The sequence below is a fragment of the Paenibacillus nanchangensis genome, from assembly GCF_046543445.1.
In the GTDB taxonomy this organism is placed as follows: Bacteria; Bacillota; Bacilli; order Paenibacillales; family Paenibacillaceae; genus Paenibacillus_AQ; species Paenibacillus_AQ nanchangensis.
Genome location: NZ_JBHOFD010000019.1, coordinates 122,637 through 139,544 on the forward strand (window position 1 = coordinate 122,637; position 16,908 = coordinate 139,544).

General features: G+C 53.7%; 16 protein-coding genes. 3 read left to right on the forward strand and 13 right to left on the reverse strand.

Annotated elements, in window-relative coordinates; all coding sequences use genetic code 11:
• Together ACE6ED_RS16510 and ACE6ED_RS16515 are read right to left on the reverse strand one after the other, a co-directional pair.
• Window positions 1–954, reverse strand: coding sequence for an ABC transporter permease (locus ACE6ED_RS16510; RefSeq protein ID WP_410828294.1), 954 nt, complete (start codon window positions 952–954; stop codon window positions 1–3).
• A 418-nt stretch (window positions 955–1,372) separates the two neighbouring features.
• Window positions 1,373–1,585, reverse strand: a complete 213-nt coding sequence (locus ACE6ED_RS16515) for a YqzE family protein (RefSeq protein WP_410828295.1) — start codon at window positions 1,583–1,585, stop codon at window positions 1,373–1,375.
• A 157-nt stretch (window positions 1,586–1,742) separates the two neighbouring features.
• On the opposite strand from ACE6ED_RS16515, the gene ACE6ED_RS16520 reads away from it, so the two are divergent.
• Entirely contained in the window at window positions 1,743–2,468 is a 726-nt protein-coding gene (locus ACE6ED_RS16520) for an N-acetylmuramoyl-L-alanine amidase family protein (protein ID WP_410828296.1), read from the forward strand.
• Here ACE6ED_RS16520 and ACE6ED_RS16525 read toward each other — a convergent pair.
• The 7 genes from ACE6ED_RS16525 to cntA form a co-directional block, all read right to left on the reverse strand.
• A complete protein-coding gene (locus ACE6ED_RS16525; RefSeq protein WP_410828297.1) occupies window positions 2,455–3,342 on the reverse strand; it encodes a divergent polysaccharide deacetylase family protein in 888 nt (295 codons plus the stop codon). The two genes, ACE6ED_RS16520 and ACE6ED_RS16525, sit on opposite strands and share 14 nt — an antisense overlap.
• 119 nt (window positions 3,343–3,461) lie before the next feature.
• Complete coding sequence (cntE, locus tag ACE6ED_RS16530) at window positions 3,462–4,772, reverse strand: staphylopine family metallophore export MFS transporter CntE (RefSeq protein WP_410828298.1); 1,311 nt, start codon at window positions 4,770–4,772, stop codon at window positions 3,462–3,464.
• A gap of 57 nt (window positions 4,773–4,829) precedes the next feature.
• Window positions 4,830–5,573: an ABC transporter ATP-binding protein gene (locus ACE6ED_RS16535; RefSeq protein WP_410828299.1), complete on the reverse strand. Its 744-nt coding sequence runs from the start codon at window positions 5,571–5,573 to the stop codon at window positions 4,830–4,832.
• A complete protein-coding gene (gene cntD, locus ACE6ED_RS16540) occupies window positions 5,551–6,378 on the reverse strand; it encodes a staphylopine uptake ABC transporter ATP-binding protein CntD (RefSeq protein WP_410828300.1) in 828 nt (275 codons plus the stop codon). The genes ACE6ED_RS16535 and cntD overlap by 23 nt, the downstream gene beginning before the upstream one ends.
• A 5-nt stretch (window positions 6,379–6,383) precedes the next feature.
• Window positions 6,384–7,274: a staphylopine uptake ABC transporter permease subunit CntC gene (gene cntC, locus ACE6ED_RS16545; RefSeq protein ID WP_410828301.1), complete on the reverse strand. Its 891-nt coding sequence runs from the start codon at window positions 7,272–7,274 to the stop codon at window positions 6,384–6,386.
• Window positions 7,274–8,206 carry a nickel/cobalt ABC transporter permease gene (gene opp1B, locus ACE6ED_RS16550; protein WP_410828302.1) on the reverse strand — a complete coding sequence of 311 codons (933 nt, stop codon included), beginning with the start codon at window positions 8,204–8,206 and terminating at the stop codon, window positions 7,274–7,276. The genes cntC and opp1B overlap by 1 nt, the downstream gene beginning before the upstream one ends.
• A 24-nt stretch (window positions 8,207–8,230) precedes the next feature.
• On the reverse strand, window positions 8,231–9,841 hold the full coding sequence (gene cntA, locus ACE6ED_RS16555; RefSeq protein WP_410828303.1) for a staphylopine-dependent metal ABC transporter substrate-binding lipoprotein: 1,611 nt from the start codon (window positions 9,839–9,841) through the stop codon (window positions 8,231–8,233).
• 491 nt (window positions 9,842–10,332) lie between these two features.
• On the opposite strand from cntA, the gene ACE6ED_RS16560 reads away from it, so the two are divergent.
• The gene (locus ACE6ED_RS16560; RefSeq protein WP_410828304.1) at window positions 10,333–10,704 is read left to right on the forward strand and encodes a nuclear transport factor 2 family protein; all 372 of its coding nucleotides are present in this window, start codon (window positions 10,333–10,335) and stop codon (window positions 10,702–10,704) included.
• Between the two features lie 100 nt (window positions 10,705–10,804).
• On the opposite strand, the gene ACE6ED_RS16565 is transcribed toward ACE6ED_RS16560, so the two are convergent.
• The 4 genes from ACE6ED_RS16565 to ACE6ED_RS16580 form a co-directional block, all read right to left on the reverse strand.
• Complete coding sequence (locus ACE6ED_RS16565; protein WP_410828305.1) at window positions 10,805–11,716, reverse strand: GNAT family N-acetyltransferase; 912 nt, start codon at window positions 11,714–11,716, stop codon at window positions 10,805–10,807.
• A 148-nt stretch (window positions 11,717–11,864) separates the two neighbouring features.
• Window positions 11,865–13,235, reverse strand: a complete 1,371-nt coding sequence (locus ACE6ED_RS16570; protein WP_410828306.1) for a CynX/NimT family MFS transporter — start codon at window positions 13,233–13,235, stop codon at window positions 11,865–11,867.
• On the reverse strand, window positions 13,232–13,924 hold the full coding sequence (locus tag ACE6ED_RS16575) for a FadR/GntR family transcriptional regulator (RefSeq protein WP_410828307.1): 693 nt from the start codon (window positions 13,922–13,924) through the stop codon (window positions 13,232–13,234). The genes ACE6ED_RS16570 and ACE6ED_RS16575 overlap by 4 nt, the downstream gene beginning before the upstream one ends.
• 163 nt (window positions 13,925–14,087) lie before the next feature.
• Window positions 14,088–14,984 (reverse strand): LysR family transcriptional regulator, encoded by an 897-nt coding sequence (locus ACE6ED_RS16580; protein ID WP_410828308.1) that lies wholly within the window; start codon window positions 14,982–14,984, stop codon window positions 14,088–14,090.
• Between the two features lie 277 nt (window positions 14,985–15,261).
• Between ACE6ED_RS16580 and ACE6ED_RS16585 the strand changes: the two genes are divergently transcribed.
• Window positions 15,262–16,326, forward strand: a complete 1,065-nt coding sequence (locus ACE6ED_RS16585; RefSeq protein ID WP_410828314.1) for a YeiH family protein — start codon at window positions 15,262–15,264, stop codon at window positions 16,324–16,326.
• Window positions 16,327–16,908: the final 582 nt, after the last annotated feature.

A 16,908-nucleotide genomic window follows, 5' to 3' on the forward strand; every position in this document is an offset into this window, starting at 1 on the left:
CTAAATGATGGATTCTCCCCGGACCAGCTTGGACAAGCCGTTAGCGAAGAACAGCAGGACAATACTAATGAGGGATTTCAGCATGCTGATCGCGGTGGCGAAGGAAAAGCTGGCGCCAAGCATCCCGACGTTGTACACATACAGGTCCAACACCTCAATATGATCTTTGTTGATCGCGTTCTGGAATACAAAAAATTGTTCCATGCCGTTGTTGATGAAGTTGGCGATAGACAGGAGCAGCAGAACAAAGTATGTTGGCATAATGCCCGGAACGGTGATATGCCAGATCATCCGGAAGCGGCCTGCGCCGTCAACCTTGGCGGCATCGTAGAGTTCCTGGTCGATGGAGGTAATCGCCGCAATATACATAATTGCACCCCAGCCGAGCCCTTTCCACAGCCCCCACAAGGTCATTTTAATCCAGGTATGACTGTCCGAAGCCAGGAAGTTGACGCCCTGGTCCAGAATGCCAAGGTCGATCAGCACCTTGTTGACGATGCCGCTGTCCACGGAAAACATCATAAAAGCGATGGAATACACCAGCACCCAGCTGATAAAGTTCGGGAGTGTCGTTAGAACCTGAACCAGCTTTTTGTAAGAGGTATTTTTGATCTCACTGAGCATGATCGCGAAAATCACCGGAAAAATAGAGGTTACGATGCCCAAGGTGCTCATGGCGAACGTATTCTTCATCACACGGATGACTTCCTTGGTTTGGGTCGGATTGGCCACGATCGACTGGAACCATTTTAGACCCACAAATTCCGAGTTAGCCAGGGAGAAGCCGGGCCGGTAGTTAAAAAACGAATACACCCAGCCATAAAGCGGGAAATAACTGAACACCAGAACGAGCAGCAGGAAAGGAAGCGCATACAAAAACAAACGGTATTTCTCGTCCAGGAGCCCCCTTTTCCTTGGGTTTGGCCGTGTCGCAGGCTGTACTGCAGGCTGCATACAATCCCTCCTCATTATGCTTTGCAGCGGCTGAAAGTCTCCGCCATCTTGTCTGTTGACCCAACCGGCCCTGCGGAAGCGCCATCCGGTCATCTTAGCTGACCCGATCGGTCCCATGCAGTCAACCGGTCATCATTGCCGGGCCCGACCGGTTCCGCGAAGCCATCCGGTCATTGCTGCTTCTAATTGTATAAGATCGGCCGCGGATTACGGGATGGACGCAGGTTCTGGGTTTCGGGCTTGCAGTCTGCCGTTTTCGAACCGCTGTCTCACCTCACTAAACCGTTTTCACACTACTGCTGTTCGCAATAAAAAAAATGCACCCTTAAAGTTCACCGTTTTCCCTCCAAGGAATCCGATGTTTGCTTTAAGAATGCATTTCAATCGCTGGATGGCTGCAATCGCCCCACTCCAGACGCTATTCCCCGGTCCCGCGGCGTTTCCCCGCGTTCCGCGCTTCTTTGCGGCCGCTTCGCCACAAGGATAATCCTACGGGAAGCATGCCAAACCAAGTAACTGACCAAGGGGTCTTTTCCTTACTTCGGCTGCGTTCTTCCTTCGGTGTCTCGATATAACCGACAAACCGCTCGGTAATGTATTTTACCAATTCGTCGCCTGAGGGCGCTCCCATTTGTGTCACCTCCAGATTCTTTCTACACTGTGCAATGGTCCGCTTCCGCCTGCTTCTAGTTTTCTCCGAATGCTCCCGTCCTAAACGGCATTTTCCCTGCATGAAGCTGAACAAGTTGACACATTCTAACAGAATCCAGTATTAGGAGGGGTTCACAATGGACAAATACGGCGTTATTCCCCGGCGCTCCGGTAGACAGGTTAGATGTTTTGTTCTCTTCCTGATGTTATCCCTGCTGACAAATATCCCGGTACAAGCCGCCGGCATCAAAAGTTCCCCCGGCTCTCCGCTCGGCAGCTCGATTCCGGTGGTTATGATCGACGCCGGTCATGGAGGAATCGACGGCGGGGCGTCGCACGGCGATATTCTGGAGAAGCACATTACCTTGGATCTTGCCCGGAGATTATACGGGCTGCTAGAAGCCGGCGGGTACCTGGCGGTACTCAACCGGGATGGGGATTACGCGCTTAGCGATGATAACCGGTGGCTGAATTCCCGCTCCCGTCATACCCGCGATCTGGCGCAGCGCAAAGAATTGGCCGAAACGCTTAAGGCAGGACTCGTCGTCAGTATTCATGTGAACTGGTCGCCATCCGCTTCAAGCCGGGGGCCGCTCGTACTGTACCGGTCCAAAGAAGGCCGCAGTTATCTGCTGGCCCGGTCCATCCAAGAACAGCTGAACGCAATCTATGGAACCCGGGCGGTTCCTAAGGGAGGGAAGCCGTTTTACCTGCTTAATCAAACGAGCGGCGCCGCCGTGATCGTTGAGGCAGGTTTTATCAGCAGCCCGGCAGACCGCGCGCTGCTGTGCAGTCCTGCCGGCCGCCAAAAGCTGGCGGAAGCGGTCGCCGACGGCGTCGTTACTTATCTTATGGGAGTGTGACCACAGCATTCCAGCCCCATTCTTCTTTGACCAATTCGCTGATCTTGACGAACCTGACTGCATTCGCCGTTTCGTCGATGCCTGCGTACAGCCCCGCTGCGGTTTCCGGACCCTGAATGCCAACATGGCCGATCGCGATGCAGTACCCCCGGCTTTCCGCCTGTTTCCGGGCGAGCCTTAGCTGCTTCAGCACATGCTGCCGGGAATGGACATCATCCAGAAACAGCTGATTCTCCACCGGCGGAAGACCCATGGAGACCGCTACCTTGCCGGCGACAGAGCGGTAATTGGTATGGCTGTCCACAAAAATCAGGCCCCGTTCCCGGCAGACGGACAAAATGGCCGCCATGACCCGTTCATCGCCGGTCACCTTGGAGCCCATATGGTTATTAATGCCCACCGCATGCGGCACCTGCTCCAGCGCGGCTTCCACCCGGCTGCGGATTTCCGCGTCCGTCATGCTCGTCAGCACGGCACCCGGCCCCAGCCATTCCGGCTTGCCCGAACGCGGCTCCATCGGCAAATGCAGCAGCACATCGTGTCCAAGCCGGTAGGCGGTTTCGGCATCTTTTTTGGAAGTGGAGAGAAACGGCATAACTGCCACGGTAAACTTAACGGGCAGCTTCAGCATCGCCTCTGTTCCGCGCAGCCCGTTGCCGAAGTCGTCGACAATGAGGGCGATTCGCGCCCTCCCCTTCCCCGGGTCCATTCCGCTTTCGCCTGGAGCCGTGCCTTCCGCTGCACCTGCGGCTGTGCCATAGGTGACGAAAAAGAACAGCAGTGCGAAAATTGCGCCAGGTTTCAGCGCGGACGATAGCTGTCTTTTGCATACAGACCCTGCCCGCTCAGCCAAAAACAGCAGCAATGTGAACATAAAACCCACCTTCCAATCTTGGAGTGATGTATTCATTGTCCCAGAGGACGGAAGGATTTATGTGCATGTCACGCGTTACAATCTGCCACGGCTGCACCGAACTGGAGCGGGAACCATTATTACGGACGGGTAAAGGTTTTGCGGCGTTCATAAGCAAAGCTGAGGAGCAGCGCACCCAGCGCCGCACAGATGAGATACACCACCGGAAAAGACGAAACGTCAGCGACCGGTCCAAATACTACTCCTCCCATGGAGACGCCCAAATCTGCGGTGGCAATGAACCAGCCGATCAGCACATTCCGTTCGGCTTTGGGCAGGACAAAAGTTAAATAGGCAGTTAACGCGGGGTACAGCAGCGCCTGCGCGATCCCCATCATTACGGCACCGGCATAAAAAACGATCCCGCCGCCTTTTTGGGCGGCACTGATGCAGAGTGCAGCGGCGGTAAGCAGGAACAGGATCGTCACCACAAAGGGAGTATGCCATATCCCGTCGGACGGTATTTTTTTGCGCAGAAAAAAACGCGCGGCGACCAGGGTTCCGGCCTGCAGCATCAGGTAAACAGCGGCGTTCCCGTATTCGATTTGCGGCGCGTATAAAGGAATAAACGTTGTTACTGCGCCGAATACAATGGAAGCCCCCAGCATTAATACGCAGCATCTGAACAGCTGCCGGTTGGTGAACAGCTGGCTGAAAGAGTGAAGCATAGACCCTCTTTTGGCGGCGGTACTGTCCCCGTGTCCTTTCCGGTTTTGCTCCCCAAGCTGCTCCCGGAATTGTTCCCTTTGCTTCCGGCAATGCTTCCCTATCCGCTCACGAGTACGCTCGCCGTACCGTTCCCCGCAGTCTTCACGGCCCTGCTTCGACTCCTGTTCCCCGTTCCCTATCCTGGCGCTGAATCCCACCGCTCCCGTAAGAACGGCTATCCCAATCATAGCCGCAGGAAACAGCACGCCATTTTGCGACTCCCACATGCCAACCGCAAGCAGAGGGCCAATCACACCCGGCAGAGCGGCGCATAACGAATACATCGAGATGCCCTGGGAGCGGTCTTGATCCGGCAGCGAATCGATAATGCCCAGCTGCAAAGACATCGAAAAAAAAGCGGTGCAGGCCCCCTGCAGCATCCGGGCGAAAAAATACCCCTCCAGCCCTGAAACGGTGTACAGAACTAGTGCCAATCCGTTCAGAATCAGAATGATGCGCAGCACCTGAACCGGGCCAACCTGCTGAATGATCCGCCCGGCCCAGGGACGCAAAAACATCGTCGTAAACAAATAGGCCCCCATGATAACGCCGATTGCCGTATTGGTTGCGCCCGCAGACTCTCCTTTTAAAGGAATGATAACGTTCAGAATGGAATTGGCGCTAAAATACAGTAGTGTAAGCAAATACAGCCTCAAAAAAGGCCAGGATAAAGCCCCTTTCACGTTTCCTGCTCCTTTCTTCCCTCTATGGGCCTCCGGTATTTTTACAGCCGTCAGGAATTAGGGGATCATTGCAGACAGCAGCTGACGCGCATAACCGGACTGTGCATTCTTCAGCTCCGCCACGGGAATAATGTCCGTCACCTGTCCTTCCCGGATAATCATTATACGGTCGCAGATATAGGCGGCAGCCTGAAGGTCATGCGTAATAAAGACATAACTCATGGCATAGGTTTCCCGCAGGCCTTTAAGCAGCTCAAGCACCTGAAACTGAACCGAACCATCCAGCGAACTGATGGCTTCATCCAATACGATGCAGCGGGGTTCTGTCGATACAGCTCTTGCAATACACACTCTTTGGGCTTCGCCGCCGGATAATTCATGCGGATATTTTTTTCGGTATGATGGGTCTAAACCCACCTGGCGCAGCAGCAAATCCACCTTGGCTGACAGCTCTTCCCTGGGATGTTTGCTCAGCCGCAGCGGCTCCAGCAGCGCTTGTTCCACCGTGTAAAACGGATGCAGCGACGAAGTATAGTCCTGGAAAACAGCGCTGATCCGTCCGCGCCGGGCCTTTCGCTGCCCGATCTCCATCCCCTCAAACCGGATGCTCCCCCGGTCGGGATTTTCGATGCCGAGCAGCAGCCGGCCCAGCGTGGATTTGCCGCTTCCGCTTTCGCCGATGATGCCCAGACATTCGCCGGGATGCACGTCAAAGCTGATATTTTGCAGGACAACCTGCTTCTGTCTGGAGAACATCCCTCCTTTTATGTAGGTTTTCTCAACCCCCTGAACGATCAGCAATCCCGCCGCCTCCCATCACTGCGCTGAAATGCCGCTCCAGCTTCCGCTTCGCCTGCACCATATTGCGGGTGTAGTCATGTCTGGCTTCGGCCAGCACTTCCTCCGTCATACCCCTCTCTATAATCTCGCCGTCTTTCATAACCAGGACCTCGTCCGAAATTTTCCGCACAATGCCCAGATCATGCGACACAAAAATCATCGAGCAGCCAAGCCTGGACCTCATTTGGATCAGCTGCTCCACCACCTCATATTGGGAAATCGTATCGAGCGCCGTAGTTGGCTCGTCCGCGATAATGAGCTCGGGCTCCAGCACAATCGCCAAGGCGATCATCACCCGCTGCAGCATGCCGCCCGAAAGTTCATGCGGATATTTATTCAAGAGCACCGACGGGTCCTTCAGCCGCACACTCTCCATGGCCTGTTTAATTTTGGCGGCGCTTTCGCTCCGGCTCCAGCCTTGATGCCGGGCAAGCGTCTCCTGCAAATGCACGCCAATCACGCTGGAAGGATCAAACGCGCGCATGCCGTGCTGCAGAATCATATACATTTGTTTGCCGCGCAGCTTCCGCATTTCTTTTGCAGAGAGCTCCGTTACATTTATCCCGTCAAACAGGATGCTGCCGGATTGGCGGATACCAGGCGGATTCAGGCGCATCACAGCCCGGCACGACACCGATTTCCCGCTGCCGCTTTCGCCGACAACCGCGAGACAGCTGCCTTTTGTCACCTGAAAAGAACTGCCCGGAACAATGACGCGGCCGCCTTCCTGCCATACCCGCAGATCGGTTACCTCCAGAATGTTCATAACAGCTAGGCCACCTCTTCCTCTTTCAGACGGGCTTTCAACAAGCCCCGCTTGTGCTGCTGTACTCCGGAACGCATCAGCTTCGGATCCAAAGCCACCTGCAGTGCGTCAGACACGTAATTAATCGCCGATACGACAATCACAATCGCCAGGCCCGGCGCAAGCATCAGTGCGGGATTCGAGAACATTACTTCTCTTGCTTCGTTCAGCATCATTCCCCACTCGGCCTGCGGCGCCTGTACACCCAAACCGAGGAAGGAGAAACCGGAAATCTGCAGAATCATACTCCCGAACGAACTGCTCGCAATAACCGCAATATCGGGGAGCGTAACCGGCGCAATCTGTTTGAAAATGATGTTCAGGTTCCGAACTCCGAGTGCTTTGGAGAATTTAACATATTCGGCTTCGGCATGCTGCATCACGGAGGTGCGGATGACCCGGGCGAACCAGGCCCATTTCATCAGCACAAACGCGATCAGGATGTTCTCAAGACCCGGTCCAAGAATGCCAATGACCGCAAGCGACATCACATACCCGGGGAACGACAGCATACAATCGCATACTCTCATCAGCAGCGCGTCCGTTTTGCCCCGGAAATAACCTGCGGCGAACCCAGCAACCGCGCCGGCGGTTACCGACACGGCCGTTGCCGCGAACACCCAAAGCACGCTTGGACGGATACCGTAGATCATTCTCGACAAAATGCAGCGCCCCAGATGATCGTTGCCCAGCAGGTAGGACCAGGACGGCGAAGCGTAGCGCAGCTCCATCCGCACCTGTTCAGGGTCGTGCGGGGCAAATAGCGGGGCAAAAATCCCGGCGGCCATTACTCCGGCTATGATGGTTAAGCATAGCGCCGCAAGCTTGTCTTGTGTTATTTTTTGCAGCAGCTTCATCAAAGCCCCCTCCTCAGTTTGGGGTTCACCGCCGCATTGATCAGATCGGACAGTGTATTAAATAATACAAAGGCAGCGGAAAGCACGAGCACATAAGCCTGAATGACCGGAAAATCCCGGCCCAAAACGGCGTTTACAGTCAAAGTCCCGAGCCCCGGCCAGGCAAAAATATTTTCCACTACAACCGTGCTGCCGAGCACAATAGGAACCGCCATACAGAAGACCGATACAGCGACCTGCATGGAATTTTTTACGACACGTCTCACGACTTTCCGTTCCGGCAGTCCGCATGCTCTGGCATACAGCACATAGTCTTCGTTCAGATTGCTTAAGACGGAGCTCCGGACAATCCGGAAATAGATCCCCGCATAGCTCACCGTTAATACGGTAACCGGCAGAATATAACTGCCGTATGACTCCATGCCGCTTGTGGGCAGCCAGTCCAGTTTGACGGAGAAATACCAGATCATCAGTGCAGCAAGCCAATAGGACGGCATCGAAGTCAGGAAAAAAGCTGCCCCTCTCACCGACTGATCCAGCAGTTTCCCCGCCTTCAGCGCGCAGAGTACGCCAAGCAGGATCGAGAACCCGACAATAAAAACCATGGAGGCCAGCGTGAGCTTCAAGGTGTTAAGGAACGCCGGCCCAAGCAGCGACCAGACCGGTTTGCCCGTGACGTACGAATGGCCGAAATCGAGCTGCAGACAGGAGACCAGCCAATCCGCATACCTCACCAAAAATGGACGGTCCATCCCTAATGCCGCCTGGGTCTCCGTAATCAGCTGCTCCGTAATTTTCGGCACGCCCTGCGCCTGCAGGACAACCTCGGCCGGGTCCAGGGGGGACAGCTGCACCAGACCGTAGGTCAACAAAGAGATGACGAGCAGCAGCGGCACGGCGGTCAGGGTTCGTTTTAAGAGATACAGACGCATGGGCAGCCTCCTTATGGCATGCTTTTATTCAAAATACATCCGTTCAAAAGGCAGCTCGAACTGGGTCTGCTTGAAGTCCAAGCCCTGCAAATCCGCTGGAGCCACGACGGTCATGCTGCCGTTTGTGATCGGAATAAAAACCGCTTCCTCATGCACGATCGTCAAAATGTCCGCATACAGACCTTTCCGGGTTTCCTCATCCTTTGACACCATAACTTGTTCAATTTTCCTGTATAGCTCTTCCGCCCGCTTTATTCCGCTGGTGGAGTGATAATAGGACGCTTCGGATGTAAAAGCAGCGACAGTGCTCTGCGGATCATAGGCAAGACCCCATGTCTGGTTAAACAAAAGATCGTAATCGCCGGTCGACCGCCGGTTTGCGATGGAAGACGATTCTTCGCCGATCAGCTCCAGCTCCATCCCGATGGATTTCACCGTGTTCTGGATCAATTCCGCCTGGGTCTTTTGGGAAGAAGAGTTCGCGTCATAATACAGCTTCATCTTAAGAAGCGCCCCGTCTTTCGTCCGCACACCTCCATCGTCCGTCCGGCTCCAGCCCGCTTCCTCAAGCAGCTGCTGCGCTTTGTCCAGGTCGTAGCCCCGCGGCGTCAGCGGCACATCCGCATAACCCACGTTGGCGGAAAACAAAGTGCCTGCAGGCGCCTCCGTTCCGCTGAAGATCTGTTTGCTGATCGTGTCCCGGTCAATCGAATACCAGAGTGCTTCGCGTACCGCTGTGTCCTGCACGGGGCTGCCTGTTTTGCTTGTGTTGGCTACAATCATTTTTGTGTTCATCGGCTCGCTGCGCTTCACCTGGTAATCGCCTGTATCGGTCAACCGCTTGATGGCTTCAACGTCCAGGCTGTCCGTGCCCCGGTCGTCCGTAAATACAAAATTCACTTCGCCTTTTTGCAGCGCCAAAAGCGTCGTTTCGCCTGCGGGGAGCACCTTGGAGGTAATCCGTTTCACCTTGGGCGCTCCGCCCCAATATTGTTCATTGGCCTCAAACACGGCGTATTGGTCGGTTTTATGCTCGGTGAGCTTGTAAGGACCGGTGCCGTGATATCCGCTGACCCCGTCTTTGGTCTCTCCATTGATAAAATCAGCCGGCGAAATAAAGACGTAAGGTCTCGTCATGGACAACTCCAGCAGCGCCAGATAATACGGCTCCGTCAATCTCAGTTCGACTGTATGCTCATCAATAACGTTGCAGCTCTCGATCACCGCCGACAGCTTGATCCACGAATGTTTGGCCGCGTTTCGCTGTACGGAGTCTATATTTTGCTTCACAGCTTCCGCAGTAAAAGGCGCCCCGTCGTGAAAAGTTACGTTTTTCCGCAAATGAAAGGTATAGACCTTCCCATCCTCCGAAATATCCCAGGATTCAGCCAGCAGCGGCTTTACGCCGTCCGCGGTGTTTTCGACCAGCGACTCGTACACCATCCCTTGAGCCGGCATGGAACCCGGATACAGGTGGGGGTTCATGTCATTGATATCTTTAGCTGCGGCGTATTTCAGCTCCTGAACGGGGGCCGCAGCCCCGGTTTTTGCTTCTTCTCCATTCCCGCTGCCGCAGCCGGCCAGCAGGACCATTCCCGCCATGACTGCCGCAAGCATTTTTACCGCTCTCTTCAATCTGGTTTCCTCCCTCGTTTGGACCAATAGATAGGGTGTTTTATCATTCCTCTGGCTGTATGGCGATCAACCTTATGTACATTACTTACTGATGCTTTTCTGAACCGGTTGTTCCCGGTTGTTCCCGGTTGTTCCCGGTTGTTCTCGGTTGTTCTCGGTTGTTTCCGGTTGTTCCCTCCCCGATCCCTTTGGCGCGTTTGGTCCTTGTCCTTGTAGGCAGCCGCAGCTGCAATTTCGAATTTAAACGTAAATATTACTATTAATAGAGCGCAGACTCCTCCCTTGTTTTTGATCCTCAGCCTTTTCTGTCAGAACGAATGAACCCCTCCACTATATTAATAGTAATATTTACGATTAGCAATCAAAAAATTTTAAATGCCTTTCGCTGGCCTTCTCGCAGCGTGAATCTTTGCTTTAGGTGTTGTTATTTGATAATCAGGAACAAACGTTCTATAATGAACATTGTTTGGATAATATTAGGGGGCGATAGGATGATTGAACGAGAACGGGTAATTGAAAACTATTTCGAGTCTTGGATTAACAAAAACAAAGTAATTTTAAGAAATACCTTCGACTCAAACATCGTCTATTCAGAATGTTATGGACCGGAATATCACGGAATAGACACCATAGAAAGCTGGTTTGACGATTGGAATAAGCGTGGAACAGTTTTGGTTTGGAATATAAAACAGTTTATCCATCAAGGCAATTTAACTGCTGTTGAATGGTACTTTAAATGTGAATACGATGCAGAAGTTGAGGAATTTGATGGTGTATCATTAATTGAATTTAATAACGATCACTTGATTGTGAATTTAAAAGAATTCCAATCTAAATTACCGCACTATTATCCATACAAATAAAAGGCGCATTACAAAAAGCTCCCCTTCACCGATAAAATCGGCCGGGGAGCTTGTTTGATCTTTTTTTTGCGGAGCAGTGAGACTCTCTGCATTTCTACATTTATGGGCGATCCAGCTCGTATTTAAAATTGGCGACCGCTTCCGCCTGATAGAAGCCTTCCTGCAAATAGAGCTGTTTGGCGCGTTCATTTTCAGCATTCACGCACAGCGATACCCGCGCGTATCCTCTTTCAGCCGCCAACGACAAGGCTGCCCGCAGCAGCAGCCTACCCAGCCCCTGCCCTTGGTATTCGGGCAGCAGCGCAAGCGGCCCGATGTTCATTGCCGGCTTGCCGTCATACGGTTCGTCCGCGCCGCGAACGATACCGACGGTTTTTTGCCCGTGATATAACAGCAGCATTCCGCCATCAATATGTTCTTCCTCTTTGGTCATTTTGGCCACCAGTTCAGGTGTGATCGGCGTTTCGCTCCCTTTCAGCCTGGCAAAACCTATATTCCGGACCTCCGCCCACGCTTCCTCGTCCAGTCCGTTCCGAAAACTTCGCAGCTCGTACCCTTCGGGAACTTCATACGAAGTCCGGCCGGGATTGTCGTTGATAAGAATAAAAGAATACCGTTCAAGGCGAAAGCCGATTAGCGGCAGGGTGTCCATCACTTTCTCTTGTGCAGTTGGAACAAACACAAAAACATGTTCCAGCCCCTGCGCATGGGTTAAAGCCGCCTCCAGCAGCCTTCTGTACACAACCGGGTCTGCAAGTTCGGTATGGAGAATCCGGAATCTCCCCCGGCGCCCCAGCCGATGATATGCATCAATGATCAGCGAAGCCGCGCCTACTGTACGCCCCGCCGTATCCACGGCAATATAAGACGGATAATCCTCGTGAATGGCAAAATCGCTTAGTTCGGACTCCACCAGAAACGAATCGTCCACTTGGTCACGGTACTGTCTGCAGTAAAGAAGAAACGCCTCTAGTCTCTCCTCATTTACCGGCTCAATTGTTATCCCTGTCATGATGCCCCCCGCTTTCTCTAGCCCATCCCAAAATGGATGGTGTATGGTTATGGATGAATTATCCATATCCTATACTTTTCGGGCATCCGCTTCCAGTGCGTTCTGACCTAGGCCGTTGTTGCAGTGATACGTATCAGGCAACCGTAACTTATACCGCAGCGTTTCTTGAGGCGCCCAGCCCGCAGAGGAACAGCAGTCCGCTGACAGTAAGCAGCAAAATCAGCGGGAGATTCCAGCTGTTCGTGGCGTCATGGAGCAAGCCGAACAAAGGCGGTCCGGCAGCAGCCAGCAAATAGCCGACAGATTGCGCCATACCGGACATGGAAGCGGCATCGGTAGCATTTTTTGTGCGGAGGCTAAACAGAATCATTGCTAAACTGAAGGTTCCGCCCCCGGCAATGCCGAGCAAAATGGTCCATAAGGCCACCAATGAATTGTCTCCGAAATACAGTCCGCTTAAAGAGATCACATACAATACAGTCGTAAAAATCACCAAAACACGCTGATTTTTCATCCGTCCCGCTATGATTGGCGCAGCAAACGATGCAGGCAGCGAAGCAATTTGCATCATCGACAGCATATAACCCCCGCCGTCCTCGCTGAATCCCCGGCTGGTCATAACTTCAGGGAGCCAGGTAATCAGGACATAAAACAGGAGCGACTGGAACCCCATAAACAGCGAAACCATCCAGGCCAGCGGAGAACGCCACAGGCTTCGCCGCTCCGGATCACCAGCGGCTGCTGAACCGGCAGCCGATTTCTTTTTCCGGACTTGAGGGAACCAGAATACCGCAGCCAGCAGCGCCAGAATCCCCCAAATGCCAAGCGCGCCGTTCCAGCCGTAACCGAGATTCCGGGCGATCGGGACACTTAGTCCCGAAGCAATGGCGCCGAACATATTCATCGTTACGGAATACAGGCCTGTCAGGAGTCCCACCTTGTGCGGCAGATCCCTTTTGATCAGGCTCGGGAGAAGCACGTTACACACCGCAATGGCAAGTCCAAGAATTATCGTCCCGGCAAACAAAGAGGGCGCAGCGGGCAGCGAGCGGACGGCAATCCCGCCCATAAGCAGCACCAAGGCATACAGCAGGAGCCGTTCCATGCCAAAACGCCGGGCCAAAGCAGGCGCAAACGGGGACAACAACGCAAACGCAAGCAGCGGCAGTGTCGTAAGCAGCCCCGCCGCGGTGTTCGATAATCCAAGCGATTCCCGGATCGAGCCCACCAAAGGGCCGACCGACGTTAACGGCGACCGCATCGTCAGCGAAATCAGGATGATACCAAGTACAATCGGCCATCCGGACGGCAGCGGTACGGCAGATACTGCGATTTGAGACGGATTGGTTGACGAAAGAGGCTGCACTGCCAGATCCAACTTTGGTAACTGCGGCGGATTGGCTGACCGCGATGGGTTCGTTGACTGCAGCAGACTTGCTGACCGCGGCGGGTTTGCGGCCTGCGCCGGGTTCGCTGAACCCGACGGCTTCGCCTGCTTGTAATCGCTGTTTACGCTCATGGCTGCACCGCTCCTTGAGCCGCGATTACCCGCTGTGATTCCGTTATATACCGATGGACCGCCGCTATCGCTTGGTCGGCGTCCTGAGCGGTGATGGCTTCGACCAGCTGCCGATGCGTCTCCAGAAAAACCGGCCCCGCTTCATACCGGGTGATGCTGGTGATCGAATCCTGTAAGGCCTCGGCAATATGTTGATATAACTCCACCAGAATCTCATTATGGGACGCCGAGATGATCTGCTGATGAAGACGTAAATCCTCCGTCACAAACCGGTCATGGTCTCCGAGCCGGGCAGCGTCCTCACAGCGTTCAAGCTGGAGCAGCAGCTCTTGCGCTTCCTCGCCGGTTCTGCGCAGCGCAGCCAAATGCGCGCCTTCACGTTCAAGCGCATACCGGACCTCCAGGGTTTGCAGCATGTCGGAGTGTACGATGCGTTTTTTCAGCACCACTCCCAGCACACTTGAAGAACGGACATACGTCCCGTCTCCCTGCTTCGTCTGCAGCAGTCCCGCATGGACCAAAGCCCGAATTGCTTCCCGTAATGTATTGCGGCTGACGTGAAGTTCAGCCATCAGCTCCGGCTCGGCCGGGATACGTCTCCCCACTTCCCACTTGCCGGATTCGATCATGCCTTCCATCTGCAGGGCAACCTGCTCTACCAGTGTTAACCTTGTTGTTTTCTTAAGCATCGTTTACCCTTTCTATTCTTCTATTCTCGAACGTAGGATGTTTGGTCCAATTGATTTTAACACACACCCGTATAGGCGGCAACATGCGGCGTTATTGGCGCAGCCACTTTTCGGTATTTTCGTCTCCTATGCTGCCCTCTGTTCGGCGGTCCCCTTCACCCTTTCATATCTTCGGAAATCCTGTGTGCTCACGCAGCATTCCGGCAAATACCTCGGACGCTTTCGTCTGAAACCCCAAATCCGGCATAACCAGCGAAAAATGGCGGCTGAGCGGAAAACCCGGCAGCTTCAGCAGACGGATGCTGCCTTCCGCAAGCTCCTTGCGAAGGGTCCACAACGACAGCAAGGTTAATCCGAGCCCCGCTTCAATCGATTCCTTAATCGCCTGGGTGCTGCCAAAAACCATCAGACTGCGGGGGCGAATCCCCAGCTGTTCAAACGTTTTTTCCTGCATCTCCCGGGTTCCCGAGCCTTCTTCACGGATGATCCACGTCTCGGCTTCAAGCTCAGCGGGGGTGATTTCCGCTTGTCCAGCCAGCGGGTGCCTGGCGGAAACCGCGATTTCCATCCGGTCCTCGGCAAAAGGTATGGTGGTAACATGCTCCGCCTGCCTGATTTCTCCTTCAATAATCCCCGCGTCCAGCTGCCGCCGGCTGACTTGCTCAAAAATGACCTTGGAATTCGCGATCGTAATATCGGGCTGAACGGAAGGAAAACGCCTGCGCAGCTCGGCAATCACATGGGGCAGGATGTATTCCCCAAAGGTGTAACTTGCGCCTATGGAGAGCGGACCGTGCGCCGTATGCTTCAAATCGTCCAAAATATTTTCCATACGTGTGTACAGGTTCATAATCTCTTTCGCATGGCGGTAAACGGCTTCGCCCGCTTTGTTCAATCGCACATACTTGTTGGTCCGCTCCAGCAGCTTACAGTCCAGCGCCCGCTCCAGGCCTTGAATGTAGCTGCTGACCGCCGGCTGGGTAATATGCAGCTGTTCAGCCGCCCGCGTAAAATTCTGCTGTTCGGCCACAGCAATAAATACGATCAATGCCTGATCCATTTGCCTTGCCTCCCGGTATTAATCATAATCTAACACTTATGGTAATCATCATTATATATAATTTTACTTATTATACTGCCGGTCTTAAGCTAAGGTCATCAAAGAAATGATCTACTGGAGGCCGTCAAAAATGAAACAGCAGCACGTTTTGCCGCATGCGGATGCGAAACAGCAAAGGGAGGAGTTCGCTCTGCCGATGCCAAGGGACGGCTCGGCCCTGCCATCATCTAGGGGCGGATTAACCCCGCCACAGTCCAGGGCCGATTCGGCCTTACCGATGTCCAGGAGCGGTTCGGCTCTGCCGTCGTCCGGGAACGGTTCAGCCCAGCCGAACCCCGCCCCTTTCGCTACAGGGAGCTGGCTGGGCGGCATCGGCTTTACTTTTTTAATTGCAATGGCCGGGTACGTATTGGCGAAGGTGCCGGGCTTTGACCGGATCGGCCAGCTCGCCTGTGCGATTATCATCGCGGTCGTATACCGTCAGCTTGCCGGTTATCCGGAGAAGATCCGCCCGGGAATTCAGTTTTCCGCCAAACAGCTGCTGCGTGCGGCGATTATTTTATTTGGCCTGAAACTCAATATCGACACCGTTTTTCATCAAGGACTGGGTCTGCTGGTCCGGGATGCGGTGACGATTGGTTTTGCCATTACGGTAATGATGCTGCTGGCTAAATGGCTGAAAGCGGATGTCTCCCTGTCACTGCTGCTCGGAATCGGTACGGGTGTATGCGGGGCGGCGGCAATTGCGGCCGTCTCTCCTATCCTGAAAGCAAAAGACGAGGATACCGCGATGGGAGCGGGTTTGATCGCTTTGGTCGGCACCGTGTTTGCAGTCGGGTATACGCTGCTGCGGCCTTTTTTACCGCTGTCCGCACTGCAGTACGGTGTTTGGTCCGGCGTCAGTCTGCACGAAATCGCCCATGTCGCGTTGGCGGGTGCTCCTGCGGGCAGCGATGCGCTGGCCATCGCTTTGCTTGCCAAGCTGGGCCGGGTATTCCTGCTGGTCCCGCTCAGCTTGTTGCTGATCCATCTGATGAAACGAAAAAGCAGCAGAGAACAGTCTCCAGGAGAACAAAACTCCAAAATCGAGTTCCCCTGGTTTTTGGCGGGTTTTATTTTGATGAGCGTGTTCAACAGCTATGTACTGGGCCGGTCAATTCAGATCCCCGCCCCGGTGATGAACGGAGTTTCGCTCGTTACCACCTTCCTGCTGACGATGGCGATGACCGGGCTTGGCCTGAACGTCTGCTTAAAGGATCTGCGCAGCAAGGCGCTGCGCCCTTTACTTGCGATGGCGATAACCTCCGTGCTGCTGTCGGTGCTAACCTACTTTAGCGTATAGGGGTGAAAGTAAGCCCTTATTTAGGCAACCGTGCCCGCAAGCACTTGTATTACACTTGTAAAACAAAACGGGAACCGAGCGGCATCGCCGTCGTTCCCGTTTGTTTTTCCACCTATTAGGGTGTGTACGAAAACTGTAAATTAAGGAAATACTCTGCGAATTCATGAGTCTGAGTGAGGAAACTGAATCATTTCGATAGAGCTGCATCATTTCGACAGAGCTGAATCATTTCGATAGAGCTGCATCATTTCGACAGAGCTGAATCATTTCGATAGAGCTGCATCATGTCTTCCGTCCTAGTCAGATTGCAGTACAATAACATTGCGCAATCTGTTCATCCGTATAAATGGGAAGAATGCCAAGCCGGGATGGGTGTCGTGAGGTCCACCTGTTTATTGTCAGATCGATCTCCATTATACATAACACTTTGTAACGAATTCCTCTCCTGTGACACACCCGCAGCGGATTACCACAGAACACGATACGGAGGTCTTTCCGGACCCAGCGGCCGTTATTTCTGAAATTTTTGGGCTTTGGTATGCCTTGGCGGACTCCAGTTCCGTTATTCGTGCCGAAAACACC

Excerpts from the sequence above, each read along its gene's own strand:
- ACE6ED_RS16510 (WP_410828294.1), bottom strand. The coding sequence starts at position 954 with ATGCAGCCTGCAGTACAGCCTGCGACACGGCCAAACCCAAGGAAAAGG.
- ACE6ED_RS16515 (WP_410828295.1), bottom strand. The coding sequence starts at position 1,585 with ATGGGAGCGCCCTCAGGCGACGAATTGGTAAAATACATTACCGAGCGG.
- ACE6ED_RS16520 (WP_410828296.1), top strand. The coding sequence starts at position 1,743 with ATGGACAAATACGGCGTTATTCCCCGGCGCTCCGGTAGACAGGTTAGA.
- ACE6ED_RS16525 (WP_410828297.1), bottom strand. The coding sequence starts at position 3,342 with ATGTTCACATTGCTGCTGTTTTTGGCTGAGCGGGCAGGGTCTGTATGC.
- cntD (WP_410828300.1), bottom strand. The coding sequence starts at position 6,378 with ATGAACATTCTGGAGGTAACCGATCTGCGGGTATGGCAGGAAGGCGGC.
- cntC (WP_410828301.1), bottom strand. The coding sequence starts at position 7,274 with ATGAAGCTGCTGCAAAAAATAACACAAGACAAGCTTGCGGCGCTATGC.
- opp1B (WP_410828302.1), bottom strand. The coding sequence starts at position 8,206 with ATGCGTCTGTATCTCTTAAAACGAACCCTGACCGCCGTGCCGCTGCTG.
- ACE6ED_RS16560 (WP_410828304.1), top strand. The coding sequence starts at position 10,333 with ATGATTGAACGAGAACGGGTAATTGAAAACTATTTCGAGTCTTGGATT.
- ACE6ED_RS16565 (WP_410828305.1), bottom strand. The coding sequence starts at position 11,716 with ATGACAGGGATAACAATTGAGCCGGTAAATGAGGAGAGACTAGAGGCG.
- ACE6ED_RS16570 (WP_410828306.1), bottom strand. The coding sequence starts at position 13,235 with ATGAGCGTAAACAGCGATTACAAGCAGGCGAAGCCGTCGGGTTCAGCG.
- ACE6ED_RS16575 (WP_410828307.1), bottom strand. The coding sequence starts at position 13,924 with ATGCTTAAGAAAACAACAAGGTTAACACTGGTAGAGCAGGTTGCCCTG.
- ACE6ED_RS16580 (WP_410828308.1), bottom strand. The coding sequence starts at position 14,984 with ATGGATCAGGCATTGATCGTATTTATTGCTGTGGCCGAACAGCAGAAT.
- ACE6ED_RS16585 (WP_410828314.1), top strand. The coding sequence starts at position 15,262 with ATGTCCAGGAGCGGTTCGGCTCTGCCGTCGTCCGGGAACGGTTCAGCC.